Origin of the sequence: uncultured Chitinophaga sp. (assembly GCF_902168175.1) — a bacterium.
Lineage (GTDB): Bacteria > Bacteroidota > Bacteroidia > Chitinophagales > Chitinophagaceae > Chitinophaga.
Map to the genome: position 1 here is coordinate 52,742 of NZ_CABHOU010000016.1, position 14,474 is coordinate 67,215.

The 14,474-nt window shown below is 48.4% G+C and carries 8 protein-coding genes; all 8 read right to left on the minus strand.

Going from position 1 to position 14,474, the window contains the following annotated elements; genetic code table 11:
* Nucleotides 1–6: 6 nt before the first annotated feature.
* Nucleotides 7–816 (minus strand): tyrosine-protein phosphatase, encoded by an 810-nt coding sequence (locus QZT80_RS01900; protein WP_295117045.1) that lies wholly within the window; start codon nucleotides 814–816, stop codon nucleotides 7–9.
* Between the two features lie 26 nt (nucleotides 817–842).
* Nucleotides 843–3,710: a TonB-dependent receptor gene (locus tag QZT80_RS01905; RefSeq protein WP_295117047.1), complete on the minus strand. Its 2,868-nt coding sequence runs from the start codon at nucleotides 3,708–3,710 to the stop codon at nucleotides 843–845.
* Nucleotides 3,711–3,860: 150 nt separating this feature from the next.
* Nucleotides 3,861–5,039 (minus strand): helix-turn-helix domain-containing protein, encoded by a 1,179-nt coding sequence (locus tag QZT80_RS01910; protein ID WP_295117049.1) that lies wholly within the window; start codon nucleotides 5,037–5,039, stop codon nucleotides 3,861–3,863.
* 106 nt (nucleotides 5,040–5,145) lie between these two features.
* A complete protein-coding gene (locus QZT80_RS01915; protein ID WP_295117051.1) occupies nucleotides 5,146–7,398 on the minus strand; it encodes a family 20 glycosylhydrolase in 2,253 nt (750 codons plus the stop codon).
* Nucleotides 7,399–7,529: 131 nt separating this feature from the next.
* Complete coding sequence (locus QZT80_RS01920; protein ID WP_295117053.1) at nucleotides 7,530–9,917, minus strand: glycoside hydrolase family 127 protein; 2,388 nt, start codon at nucleotides 9,915–9,917, stop codon at nucleotides 7,530–7,532.
* A 162-nt stretch (nucleotides 9,918–10,079) separates the two neighbouring features.
* Entirely contained in the window at nucleotides 10,080–12,110 is a 2,031-nt protein-coding gene (locus QZT80_RS01925) for a gliding motility-associated C-terminal domain-containing protein (protein ID WP_295117055.1), read from the minus strand.
* A gap of 122 nt (nucleotides 12,111–12,232) precedes the next feature.
* Nucleotides 12,233–13,813 carry a T9SS type A sorting domain-containing protein gene (locus QZT80_RS01930; RefSeq protein WP_295117057.1) on the minus strand — a complete coding sequence of 527 codons (1,581 nt, stop codon included), beginning with the start codon at nucleotides 13,811–13,813 and terminating at the stop codon, nucleotides 12,233–12,235.
* Between the two features lie 17 nt (nucleotides 13,814–13,830).
* A partial coding sequence (locus tag QZT80_RS01935) for a hypothetical protein (RefSeq protein WP_295117059.1) occupies nucleotides 13,831–14,474 on the minus strand: 644 nt, incomplete at its 5' end.

Sequence of the window (14,474 nt, forward strand, 5' to 3'; positions counted from 1 at the left end):
ACTGCTTTACATTGTGTATTTAGCGCGAAGCTGCTTCAGTTCTGCATCGCCCAGGCCTAATACCTGTTTAAAAAATGCATCTACCGAACCGTACTGTTTGCGGATAGCATTGAATGAGGCCTCCAGGTAGGCTGGCTTTACGCCCATCATGTCGTTCACCATTTTCTCGTCCAGCCCGTACTGTTTCACCATCATTTGTGTCATCGCCTTGTTCGCTTCTTTGCGGTATACAGCGGAGGCCAGGTAGTCGTTTTCGACCGTTTTATAAGGAACACCCAGCGCAGTAAGGATCAGCGCTGCGCCTACACCGGTACGGTCTTTCCCCGCAGAGCAATGAAACACCAGGGCCGAAGTGTCCTGCATGTCCAGCAGTTTCTGGAACATAGGTTTGTACTTTACTTCGTAATGGTCAATTTTTCCGTAGAAAGAAGTCATCAGCGAATCGCCGCTTTTGGTGTACTTGAGCATGCTCATAAAATCACCTACATCTTCGGAGGCAGCGCAAAGGGTATAGTCAGCGTAAGGCAATAAGCGATCGGGCGCTTTCTGTGCTTCTTTTGTTTCGCGCAGATCGATTACGGTGTTGATGTGGCTGGCCGCCAGCTTTTGCATATCGGTATCGGTAAGTTTGCTGATGTCGGCCGAGCGGTACATTTTACCCCACTTCACTGTTTTACCGTTGGTGGTTTTATAACCGCCCAGGTCGCGGAAATTAACGCCGCCTTCCAGTTTAACTAAACGTTTGCTGCTGTCGGCAACCTGCGCCGTTGCCAGTAGGGGCATAGCGGCCAGGGCCAGGAGAATGATATTCTTCATGGTAATTGTTTTTTATAAGATGATGATTATTTGATGATGTCCCAACGGAGGCCTGCCTGTCCGCGCAACCCATAACTTTCCAGCATGGTGATACGGCGCTTGTCGCCCATATAAGTGCGCAGCGGCTCATTGGTGAGGTTATTAAGCTCTACGAATACTTTAATACGTTTGGTAATGCTGGCAGTAGCCGAGGCATCGAGCGTAAAGTTCTTGTCGGTCCAGATGTAGAAATCGGGGCCTAACTGCTGGTTAATAGTTTCGAGCGATTTGCCCCTGTAGTTACCAGCCAGGCGTACCATTACACCATTACGTTCGTAAAAGAGGATAGCGTTGAAAAGGTTTTTAGACTGGTTCGGCAAACTTGCTTTTTCTGTCACCGTTGCACCGTTCAGTAATCTCGGCACTTTCACTTCGGAGTGGATATAAGTGTAGTTAAACTCCACACCAAAACCGCTAAATAAGCCAGGCAGGAAGCTCAAACGCTTGCTGATACCCGCTTCGGCACCCACCAGTGAAGCGTCCTGCAGGTTCTTGGGCTGCGACATCAGGTAGCTGGTACCTTCTATCGTTTCCATCGAACGATCGGTGAAGATCACATCTTTAATCTGCTTATAAAATACACCACCAGATATTAAACCGATGTTAGAGAAATAATACTCTCCCATTACATCGAAGTTATTGGAAAAGGTAGGCTTCAGCGACGGGTTACCTTTGGTGATCGTTGCAGGTGTTTTAGTAAGATCGGCCGTTTCGCCCGGACTCAGATCAGGAAAATTAGGGCGAACGAAAGTACGCGTGTATGCTGCGCGCAGGTTAGCCTGCTCGTTCAGCGCATACTTAAGGTGTACCATCGGCAACAACGCGTTGTAATTGTTATTAACGGTTTGTGGTGTTACTTTAACACCCGAAGCATCGGTAGTTACTTTCGTACTGTTCAGTTCCAGGTGGGTGTATTCATTACGAACACCGGCTACCATTTTAAGTTTAGGTGTAACGTTATACTCGGCCATTACATAACCAGCCGTTACCGACTCATATCCTTCATAATAAGAACTGGCGTTGGAGGCAGGCGACACATCGCGCATTCCATTAGCACGCAAAGCGGCTGTATCGTACAACCTGAACAATTGATCTTTGGTTAGCGGGTTCATTACGTACTGGCTGTAATCACCATCCAGGTTACCAAAGAAAGAACCTTTATTCGGAAAACTTTCTGTTTGCAGTTGCGAGAGAGTAAGTAATGCGGGAGAATTAGGTACGCCCAGCGCAGCATTCGGAATAAACACCTTGTTTGCGCCAAACGACCCTTCTCTATCTTTATGACGGTACTTCGCCCCCACTTTAACCGATAACTTTTCGTTCACTGTAAATTTAAAGTTTGCCTGCGCTACTTTATCATGTTCCTTCGTATCCAATTTCGAAATAACCAGCTGCTGTAAAGTCAGTTTCGCCGGGTCCATTTTCTCGTTGGGATCGGTGAGGTTGGCGTTAAAACGCATCGGGTCATCGCCTGTACCATCGGGCGAATCGAAGTACCAGTATTTCATACCATCGGATGCCAAACCATTAATACCGCCCGTAATGCGCTGGCGGAAGGTTGCAATCGGTAATCCCTTAAAACCATTTGTGGGCGGAGTTTCCAGGAAGAACTTCGACTCATGATCTGACACACTCCAATCGGCCTGCAGGCGTTTGCCCAGCTGATGCTCTCCACCTAACTCAAAGCTGTTGAGGGTAGTCTGGTAATGAGAGTAACGATAGTTATACTGATAACGCTTATTCGTAAAATCTACATACGATTCGTATACCGGGCGGATGTCATTGAACTTGTCCAGCAGTCCGCGGAAGAATAATTTATGGCTGGCATTGAATTTATATTCGAGTCCCAGGTTAGAGCCGTAGGTCTGGCGTTTACCCATATAACGTTTGAACATTACGGAGTTGATCGACTTTTGCTGGGTAGTGTTGGTAGAACCCGTATTGTACGAAACGTCGTAAGAGTCGGTACCCCATTGCCTGTCCCAGATGGCACCTGCGAGCATTACACCGAGTTTGCCCTTAAAAAAGCGGTCGCCGTAAACAAGCGAGCCGTTATACGTACCATCTTTAGAAAAGCTGTTATAACCACCGGCAGCGCTCACGTTCAATTGCCTTTTCGCAGGTGCGGTGCGGGTGATGAAGTTGATAGATCCGCCAATGGCATCGCCTTCAATATCCGGCGTAATAGCTTTAGACACTTGTACATACTGGATCATTTCCGAGGGCACCGCGTCCAGTACCGACGCTCGGCTACCGGTTACGGAAGCGCTGGGCATACGCGTGCCGTTAAATAAGGTGGATGTCCAGGCGAACGGCGTACCACGTACGGTAGCAGCATCGGCCTCACCATGATAGCGGGCTACTGCCACACCCTGCATACGTTGTACAGCCTCGGCAGCGTTACGGTCCGGCAGTTTACCAATGGCATCGGCGGCCATTACTTCCATGATGCCGAGGGCATTTTTCTTAATACTGAGGGCTTTGATTTGCGAAGGGGCCATGGTGCCATTTACCACCACTTCGCCCAACTGACCGCTGGCGGGTTGAAGTTCCAGCGCGCCGAGGTTGTTTAAACCGGCCTTAACGTCCAGCTCCATTTCCTTTACCTTAAAACCCGTGTAAGTTATTTTAAGGGTGACTTTCCCCGTTTGTTGTGCATCGAGCGTAAACTGTCCATAGAGATCGGTGGCTACGCCTTTTTTCGTGTTGGCAATACTTACGGTGGCACCCGGCAACGATCCGCCTTCGCCCGTAATGGTGCCTTTAATTACCTGTGCGCCGGCCAGTGTTGGCAACAGTAGTAAACCTGCTACCGGCATTTTTTGCATCAACCTGAAAAGTAAACAATTACTCATACCAGTGTTTTTTTCTGCAAAGTTGCCGCGCTTACCGATGCCGGTCGACCGGGTGTACACTCCCGCACTTCTCGCCCCTTTTCCCGATCTATTCGCACTCACATATTTTGATTTTCAAGCAGTTAGACTGTATTAAGGAAACGTTACCAATCAGGCCAGACTATCCTTTGGGACTAATGGAAACTGCTCCTGCCGCAGGTATTCAGAAGGCGTATGGTGGGTTATTTTTTTAAAATAAAGGTTGAAGGAGGACTTTGATTTAAAACCTGCATCGTATGCCAGCAGCAGCAGGTTAGGAATCACGGAACCCGAACGGCATTTATCCAGGGAGCGGATCACCTCTCTTACACGGTACTCATTTATATATTGATAGAATGATTTGCCGGCAAACTGGTTCAATACTTCAGAAATGTGGTTGCGGGAAAGGCCGAGGTTGGCGGAGAGTTTTTCCAGGGTGAGGTCGGCATCACGATACAATTTCTCCTGCTGCATTTTTTCTTCCAGCTTTTGCATAATATCCTGCTGCGCCTGGTGCTTTTTAGCACACCGGTCGTCGGTGATGATCTCTCCATCTACCACCAACACCAGCTCCGGCGTTGGCGCGGGCATCGGCTCCGGTTCTGCGTGGGCTGCTATTTCTTCATGGGTAACCGGCCGGGTCATCAGGTGGTGCATGCTCAACTTGTAATGCGCCACGCGTAACACCATCAGTACGAGCATAGCGTAAACGATGCTGCGGTATAAGATGGCATAAGGAGCGCCATCAATATGAAACAGATCAAACCCATACGTCAGCACCAACGCGGAAGCCGGCAACACCAGGAACAACACCGAAATATGCTGTAGCAGTTTTTTCTCCATACTCCAGAAATCCGGCACCTTCCTCGAAATACGCAGCGCCAATAGCGCAAAACCCCCAAAAGCGATCGTGCAGAAAACCATTGCATTGTTATAGGCGTCAATCAGCGGATGCGGCACCTTGCCTGTAATCATAATAAACACCACGATAAACATATACCAGAACGCGGCCAGCGAAGAGGGCAGCAACACGTACCAGTGACGGGCCGGCTGGTAGTGGTGGTCGTGCACTTTACGCGCGTACATCCACAGCAACGGGCCATAAGCCAAACCAATAAACGTCACGAGCTGGCGCTTTATCTCCTCGTACTCTACGGAAGTAAAAATGATAAATTTAAAGGTAAGATGGGTAAACACGCAAGCCACCAGCCAGAGCAACAGGTTGTCTGCCGGGCGTTTTTGCTTACTGCCCCATAAAACCGCCATCGCCATCAGCGACTGGAATACACCGACTGCTATAATGTAGTTCATAACAATACAAATGTATCCTTGTAATATTACTATAATGTTAAGCCACAAATCACAAACGCCCCGGCGGGCAAACCACCGGGGCGTTGTAATTACATTTTTTGACCTGCTAGTACACTATTATCTCATCGGCGAACAGGAAACCCTTTTGGTTAGGCGCAAATACACGGATGTACCGGGCCTTTTTGCCTTTCAGGTTTACGATAAAGTCTTTGAACGTAAGAGATGCCTGCGTTGCCGGCACATCATTCTCCGCCTTTGGCAGCGGTGTATATTCCTTTCCATCTTCAGAAAGTGATACTTCGAGATACGGCGGCATGTATACACCGGGGCCGGTCAATTGCATAAAGTTCACAGAGAGGCTGTTCAGCGTTTCTACCTTCTCCATATCTATGATCACGTCCAGCGTTTGTAAAAAACCCTGCCACTGACCGTCCGAATAAGTGAGCGTACCACGGTAGCCATTGGTGAGCGTGCTGTCTTTTTGCGCCACATATCCCGTGCTGTAAGGTTTATTATAGGAAACCTTTTTACCAAGTGCTTTATGAAAGTCTACCGGAAGCGAAGCCACCGGTCCCATACGGGCGGAATCTTTAAATATGGCTGCCTTTACTTTCGCAGAGCCCGTAACATCGAAGGGGCCGCTGTAAACCTGGGACGATGCGGTAGGCATGCTATCGTTCAGCGTGTAACGAATAACCGGCAGGTACTGCTCGCTGTCGAACGACACCGTCGCTTTACCGCCGCTATAATTAAACTGCGTTTTGATCTGCAGCTGGTAAGAAGGGCGGTAATAATTTACGTTCATCCTTTGCAGCAGTAGGTAATGCGCCTGCAGGCGTTCCTTAAAATCGAACCAGTCTTTTTTGCCTTTATCCGACCAAACTACTTCGGCCAGGGCCAGCATACGGGGGAACACCATGTATTCCACGTGATCGGTATTAGGCATGTATTCTGTCCAAACGTTGGCCTGGGCCCCCAATACGTGGTGGGCTTTAGAAGCGTCCAGTTCTTTGGGTACCGGTTCGTAGCTGTAAACTTTCGAGAGCGGCAGGTAACCGCTGATGGCTTCGGGTTGCGTTACCGGGTCGGCCTGGTAGGCGTCGAAGTAGCAATAGGCACCAGGCGTCATCACTACATCGTGGCCTTCAGAAGCGGCAGTAATGCCGCCTTTCTCACCCCGCCAGCTCATTACAGTGGCCTCTGGAGCGAGGCCACCTTCGAGTATTTCATCCCAACCCAACAATTTACGATTGTTGGCTATGAGAAACTTTTCCATGCGGCGGATACCATAACTCTGTAATTCATCCACATTCTTCAGATGCTCGTCTGCAATGCGCTTCTGGCACTTAGGGCACTCTTTCCATGAACGTTTAGACGCTTCATCACCACCAATGTGAATGTATTTAGAGGGAAAGATCGCCATCGTTTCTTTCAGCACATCTTCAAGAAAAGTGAAAGTAGAATCGTTGCCCAAACACAGGTCAGAGCTTTGATAAGGCGCGCCGGCACAGGAAAGTTGTGGGTAAGCGGCATTTACTTCTTCAGAGTGGCCCGGCATTTCTATTTCAGGGATAACGGTGATGCCACGCGCTTGCGCGTACGCTACGATCTCCTTCGCATCTTCCTGTGTGTAGTAACCGCCGTAGGCATTAGGCGCACCTTCTTCGGCATATTTCTTCAAACCACTGCCACGCCACCATTCTTTCCAGGTGAGGGCCGTACGCCAGGCGGCCTTCTTTGTCAGTTCGGGATATTTCCTTATTTCGAGCCTCCAGCCGGCGCCATCAGTAAGGTGCCAGTGAAAGGTGTTCATCTTATAAAGGGCCATCAGATCGAGGTACTTTTTCACAAACGTTACCGGGTAAAAGTGGCGCGATACGTCGAGGTGCATACCGCGGTAAGCAAAACGCGGATGATCGTTGATCTCAACACAGGGCAGCTTTTTAGGATCGGGCTGGGTGCGGATGATCTGCAACAGTGTTTGCATACCATAAATAGCGCCGGTGGGCGAACTGCTGGTTATACGGATGTTGTCGGGCGTTATCTGCAGACGGTACGCCTCGCTGTTCATCTTTTTCTCACTTACCTTTTCGAACAGTATCCTGTTCTTCGTTTCCCTGATGCCCGATTTCGACAACACCCTGCATGGAATACCGGTTTCACTGCCAAGTAGCTTTGCGGTACCATAAGCATCCGGGTACCCAGACTCAATCTGTACTTTGTCTGTTAAAAGGAAGAAACCCGGCTTCTCCGTTATTTCCGAAGGCCTGGGAATGATGTTCACTTTTTGCTGCGCCTGTATGGCTAAACTCATAAACAATGCCGGCAGCAATGCGGCTAAACGATTAAGTATTTGCATGACGTTTCCTCTGAAAGTATACGCGAATATAGTGCTTCCGGGATGTTTATGCAATGTGGCGGACGGCGACAAAAAAAGGGCCGCGCAAAAGCACAGCCCTCGTCATGTAATTAATAGGTACTAAAACTATCTTATTCTTTTACCTTCCACTCGTAGATGCCGGAAGCATGATCTTTCGGCAACTTCACTTCCAGCCTGAGAGCTGAAGTTTGTATCGCATCAAAGTCTAAGGTGTTGAATTTATCTTTTACGCTTGGGTAAGCGGTTTTGGCTTTTACTTCTTTCCATTCGCCCTGCGTGTCTTTGTACAGTACTTTCCAGGAAGCAGGCACACGGCATCCGCCCCAAGGACTATCATCGTACCAATACACTTCTACGCCAGACACATTAGCCATTTTCTCGAAATCGTATTGTACCCACTGTGTGGTATCTTTCATTGGCCACCAATGGTAGTAAGGAACAGAAGCATCGTTAGAGGCAGAAGGTTCCAGTTGGTCGTTGATGGATTTCATGGTTTTAGTTCTGTGCGAACCGGACACCTTGCTTTTAGATGCAACAGTAGCTGGTTTCAGCTTAACCACACCACCTGGTTTATCTGCCACCCAAACGGTCATATCACCAGCGCCGCGGTTAGCCCAGGCGTAATAAGGGATTGCGGTAACGGTCGCCTGCTTGTCCACCACTTTATTATCTGCTGTAATTTCCTGCGTCATCGCCGTGGTTTTAACCAGGTTAAGACCGTTCAGCAATTGCGCATCGTATTGAATAGTAGCAGGATTAGATTCGTTGAGCAGCAGGTGGCGTACTTCGATATTGTTATTGTCGGGCCATTCGAAGCAGTAAACGATCGGACCACGTTGCAGGGCGGCTTTATTTTTATCCGCTTTTACTTTCTCGTCGGCTTTTACATAACGTACTTCCATCGGGAAGTCTACCGCTATTTTATCACCCTTTTTCCAGTTTCTTTTGATGACAGCATAACCGTTTTCCTGTTTGAATTCGGCCTTTTTACCATTTACGGTGATAGTGTATTGTTTCTTTTCCGGTGTTTCATAGCTGTACAGGCCACCAGGCAAAGGAGCATCGCTTAACCAGGCAGGGATACGAACGGCTACATCGAAGGTGCCTGCAGTAGCAGGATCTACGTTGAAGGTTACATTGCCATCCCATGGATAGTTAGTTTGCTGCGCGAGTTTTATTTTGTTTTTACCAAGTGCAATTTCAGAGGTGCTCTGGATATAAAGGTTCACGTAAATACGATCTTTACCTGTTGCATATACATAACCTGGTACAGATGGAATGAAGCGGCATACGTTGCTCGGACAGCATGCGCAACCGAACCACTCGCTCCTGCCATGCTGACCCATAGATTCCAGCGGGTTAGGATAAAAGAAACGGTCGCCTTTGGCGGATACGCCGGAGATCATACCGTTATACAACACCTGCTCCAGTACATCATAATATTTAGAATCGCCATGTAATAAAAACAGGCGGTAGTTCCAGTAGATGTTACCGATAGATGCGCAGGTTTCGTTGTAGGCGCTCATGTTAGGCAGTGAGTAGTCGGGTCCAAAACCTTCGTGACCACCTTCTGCACCAATACCGCCGGTGAGGTAAAGTTTATGATCTACCACATCATGCCAGATGGTGTCGATGGCGTGTACATATTTTTTATCGCCTGTAAGTGCAGCAACGTCTGCCATACCGCTATACATATAAGTGGCGCGCACAGCGTGACCCACTGCTTTTGTCTGCTCGGTTACCGGCTGCTGCGACTGGCTATACTCGCTGCCACCTTTACGGATGTCGAGGAAATATTTAGCGAGGTCGAGGTATTTTTTGTTGTTGGTAGCGCGGTACAGTTTTACCAGCCCCATTTCGATGATCTGGTGACCAGGGTAGTATTTAAGACCGTCTACTACGAAGTCTTTATAAACAAGATCAGCGTTTTTAGTCGCTACGTCGAGCAGGCTACGTTTACCGGTAGCCTGGTAGTGCGCAACAGCCGCTTCGTACAGGTGACCGCAGTTATACAGTTCGTGGCTCAGGTCCGGATCTTTCTCCCAGCGGGCTTTACCTACCCAGGCGTGCAAACGGCCAGAGTCTTTGGCAATAGTGCGGTTGGTAAACAGGTAACCATCGGGCTCCTGCGCTTTGGTAATATAATAGATAAGGGTATCCAGCTGGGCTTCCAGCTTTTTATCGGGATAAGTTTGCAGCGAGTAGCTGGCACCTTCCAATATTTTGTAGATATCCGTGTCATCGAAAGGATATTCGGTTAAGAATTTGCCTTCCTTCAGTTTACCGGCAATCAGGAAGTTGTCCACGCGGCCTGTCTTGTAGCACTGTTCGAGTGCAATTGGAATGGTTACTTTGTAGTTCCTCATAATCCTGGGTGCCCAGAAATTGTCCGTTACTTTAACGGAAGTAAAGGGTACAGGCTTTATGGGATAGTCCTGGGCGAAAGCGCCGAAGGTCAATACTGACATCATTAGTGTCAACCCGACAATTATTTTCATATTCAAATTTTTTTTGCGTTTTCTGGTAGTGGTCGATAAAAGTATCCATATAAGACGGCATAGGCAAACCGTATTTTAACCACTTAGCAACGGAATTTATTCTATTCCGGACAATTGGCAAAAAATAGAGGGGGAATGGTAAAGTGTTTTACATACACCTGACTATCTGATCAATACGCTGGTGCCTTTGAGGAAATACTGCTGTCCGGTCTCCTTATTGGTGTACCGCAGCATCCAGGCGTAGGTGCCCACGTCTGCTTTTCGGCCGTTAATGGTGCCATCCCATTTATGGGTCCAGTTGGTAGAATGGAATACCTGGTTACCGGCGCGGTTAAATACGCGAAAGTCGAGGTCCTTGGACTTATAACCGCTCAGCGGGTAAAGGAAATCGTTTTGTCCGTCGCCGTTCGGTGTAAAGGCGGTGGGCACGTCGGTGTAACAACTGCTTACGAGGGTTATATATTGAATGGCAGTATCGAGGCAGGTGTAATCGTTTTCGGTAATGAGCAGCACGGGTACGCGCTGTTCGGCCATTATACGCTGACGGTACATCTGAGGGGGCGGATTCAGCTGGTTACTTGTACTGCCGTTACCGAACTCCCAGCGGCGGGAAATAATGTTACCCTGACTTTTATCGAAAAACATCCCAAAGTCTTCGGGGCACAGCAGGTCGCGCATCATCGTAAAATCGGCTACCTGGTGGTTGGCGAACGTGATGTCGGCGGTAGCCGTATCGAAACAAAGGCCATTAGTTACAGCCAGTTCTATATGTTTGGGAGCCCCGCCGGCAAAGATGATACTGGGGTTTTGCACCGAGTTGGCGAGTTGTCCGTCAACAAACCAGTGCCAGGTATCGGTAAAGTTGTTGCCGTCGTGCATAAAGGCTACGCCGTTGCCGCTGCAGGCAAGTGTTACATTATAGGTGAAGTCTGCATTTACCGGCGGCAGGGTATTAAAGGCTTCTACGCCACCCGGGGGCGTTTCTATATGGCATTCACTCAATAAAGTATTATTATCAGTGCCGCGCACCAGTGTGAGGGTAAAACCTGCTGCGATGTTTACCGGGGCATTCAGGTTCAGTATTATTTCTTTAGTGAGACCATTCGCACAGGAGGTGGTAACGCCCGTTATCCATACGCCAGCGGGACCCATCAGCTGAAAATCGCTGCCATTGGGTGCTACTGAACTACAACGAATCGCATCCCGGAAAACAACTTTAATACTGTTAGGGGAACAGCCTATGGGCGCAATACTATCGTACGGTACGGGTGCGGGAAGTAACACTACAAAATTCATTGCACTGGCAACGGGAAGACCACTACCGCAAATATCGAGGATCGTGTTGTTGTCGGTACCCAACTTCACCACTACGGAGTGGGTGCCCGCAGGTAAAGGACGGTCCAGTTGCAGCACCACCGAATCCATATCGAAACCCGAACAAACTGACGAAGCACCGATTATGTTGGCCGCACCGGAAGCGATATAGAAATCGCTACCATCAGCCGCCAGGGTGCTACATTGCATTTTTTTGTTCAGCTTCAGTGTTACGGTGTAGGGGCCGCAGTTATAAGCGGCCTGTTTTAAGCGGGGTTGCAGCGTATCCGTAATACTGGCAGTACCTCCCTTAAATTCCAACTGGTAACCACTTTGCGAAGGGGTAAAGTGACTGATCAGCAGCAGGTATTCGTGACCTTTTATCAGTTTAGGCATAGCGCTGAACAGCGGGCGGCCCATGCCGTCGCAAACATTTACATTGGAGCCTGCAGAAGAAGTTCCGGTGGCGCCACCTTCGCCCGACCAGTTACAGGCAAGAAACATCTTATTATTATTCACATATACATCATTCACATTACGGCCTGTAACGTCCCATAATTGCCAGTCGTAGTCGTCGGTAATATCATTGGGGGTGATAACGAAACCCAGGGTACCGGGTTCGAAGCAGGTAAATTTATACCAGTAAGGAAAGCGGTCGTCGAGTACAATACTGCCGCAGGAAGCACCAAATACCTGGTTACCTCCACAGGCGGGCACCGTATTCTGCCCGAACACTTTTGTTCCGCATACGGGGAATGCTGTAGAAGGATTTTGCCCGATATTAGTACAGGCGGTTCCGGGGGCGCCGGGCACCACTTGCCCAATCGCTGTAATAGCGACCATGCATGCAAGCAGGCACAGGCTGAGGTATTTGAGCATTGGTGTAAAAAGATTCCGGTTACTGTGCGCTAAAAATAGGCATAATAACCGGAATAAACTTTCACCTGTGCCTGTAACTTTTAACGGCGATGGCCGTTTACCGGTTCAGGCATTCATATCAATTATTTAAGTACCAACACCTTACCACGGAAAGCAATACGGTGCGAATTCTCTTCATACAGTACCACGAAGTAAGTAGCTGCCGCAATATTGGTAACATCCAGTACAGTTTCTGAATTGATGCGGTATTCGCGTACCACCTGCCCCCAAACGTTGGTGAGGTGCAGTATCATCGGCGTACGGTAACCCTGTACCCTGATCTTAAACTGTCCATAGTTCGGGTTCGGGAAGATATCGACTTTCTTGTTCGGCGGCACCGCGCGTATTTCAGAGTATTCCACGTTTCCATTACGCAATACCACTCTCACCCTATAGTAACTCCAGCCATCAAAGCTGTTGTTATCCAGGAAGTAATAGTTAAGATTGGCGCGGCTGTTACCGTTAAGTGCCTGGGTATTTTGCCGGACAATGTCTTTATAAACCGATTCGGTTTCCAGCTTACGCTCCAGTACAAAGTAGGCCACATTCCTCTCCTGTCCTGTAGTCCAGAATGTTTCCACCAGGGCATCTGCAATACGTTGTGCGTAGAAGCGGATAAACATTACCTGTTTGCCCGGTATTGCCTTAGTTGTGGATTTAGAGAAGAACTCGTTATTACCTAAAGTGGCTACGGGCGCCTGCGTGTGAGAAGTGGCATTTAACATACGGGCGGAAGTCGAAAGCTCACCATCAGTTGTTGTTAACTGCGTAAAAGACATTTCCCTCCAGCTGTTATTCGAAAACCGGTTAACGATACTGTTGCCGCGGTTGGCCACATAGTCCGGCAGTTCTGCACTGTTCATATGCTGAAACGTAAGGTTAGCACCACTGGTGCCGCCGTTATTGCGACCAATGTTCCAGGTTTTATATACGAATGTATCTAACATCGCGGCGCCAGAGGTAGCCAGCTGGTAAACGTTTTCGAATACACGCGCCCGGAAATCGTCAGGCGTGCCTGCATATTCCACCGCTGCGGGCGAATAACTGCCGGCATCGGTACCAATCGGAAATACGACTTTACCAGCATCTCTATCCAGTTTTTCCCTGATAAGAAAACCACCCGCCACATCGGCGCCGGTTACAACAAAACGATGTTCGTTATAACCGGTGATGATTCCTGCATTGTTGTTGCCAACCACAAGGTTCCATCCGTTGAGATAGATGTTGCCGTTGCTGAAATGAAGGTTCGTACGGATTTTAGTATCGTTCAGATCACCCAGCTCAATACCGTCTGAATTATCTACCGTTAAATTTGGAAAGCTTGCACCGGATGCGGATGCTGTATTATAACCGCCATATAACAACTGGCGGCCAATGGAAGTATTTACAGGGTTGTTACCGGCGAAGCGGAATACACCTCCCGAACCGGTACCGTGCGTAAGCGTGGCGGCAGATCCATTTGTCCATTGTTTACCGAAAAAGTAAAGTACCGCGCCGGAGTTGGAACCCAGCAGCCCTTCATTCCGCGTATCCTGGTAAAAGCTTACCGGTAATATCCCTGTAAGACACACCTTACCATCAGCAGGAATGTAAATTCCCTGCTGGGCAAATGTATGCTTCGCACATATAAACAACAAGAGTATAACCGGTAAAATTCTTTTCATAGTCAAATTCTTTACACTTAGAACACACTGTTGTCTTCGTAACCAATTCTCGCCCATTTTGTGCCTACAGACATAAATCTTATTACGCCTGTAGCGTTTCCATAAGTCTTAGAGAAACCTGGGTTATCGGGACTGGTGAATGCAAACGTGAGGTTTCCGCTCACGCCGCCGGTATAATCTTTAATAATGGTATATATCCTGCCCGGACATGTACTGGCCAATGGGAACGTTACCGTTATATTTGCCGTACCAGATCCCGTACGCCTTACTACCACCGTACTCATTGTTGCATTCAGGGTAGTACTACTGTTCACAATTGTGAGCGATTCGGCGATAGATCCATCCACTTCTAAAGTACTATTTGGCGCATTCGTACCTATCCCCAGTCTTTTATTGGCATTATCCCAGAAAAGCATTGCCGCATCCTGCATTATTTCTGTACTGGCGTCATGTGTTTTACCACCGAAGATGACAGCACCGTTCGCGATATTCATATCTCCATGCGTTAACACCACTTTGTACCAGGGATTACCGGCATTCGTAGTAAGGGCAGCAGCGTTACCACCCCATTCTTTAATACCCAAAGTACTTTTATCGAAGAACAGCTGTGTAGTGTAACCCGGGCCGCGGAAAGAAAGTACGTTCCATGAATAAGCACTGG

Bases quoted from the DNA above. Each gene is read 5' to 3' on its own strand.
- QZT80_RS01900 (WP_295117045.1), bottom strand. From the start codon at position 816: ATGAAGAATATCATTCTCCTGGCCCTGGCCGCTATGCCCCTACTGGCA.
- QZT80_RS01905 (WP_295117047.1), bottom strand. From the start codon at position 3,710: ATGAGTAATTGTTTACTTTTCAGGTTGATGCAAAAAATGCCGGTAGCA.
- QZT80_RS01910 (WP_295117049.1), bottom strand. From the start codon at position 5,039: ATGAACTACATTATAGCAGTCGGTGTATTCCAGTCGCTGATGGCGATG.
- QZT80_RS01915 (WP_295117051.1), bottom strand. From the start codon at position 7,398: ATGCAAATACTTAATCGTTTAGCCGCATTGCTGCCGGCATTGTTTATG.
- QZT80_RS01920 (WP_295117053.1), bottom strand. From the start codon at position 9,917: ATGAAAATAATTGTCGGGTTGACACTAATGATGTCAGTATTGACCTTC.
- QZT80_RS01925 (WP_295117055.1), bottom strand. From the start codon at position 12,110: ATGCTCAAATACCTCAGCCTGTGCCTGCTTGCATGCATGGTCGCTATT.
- QZT80_RS01930 (WP_295117057.1), bottom strand. From the start codon at position 13,813: ATGAAAAGAATTTTACCGGTTATACTCTTGTTGTTTATATGTGCGAAG.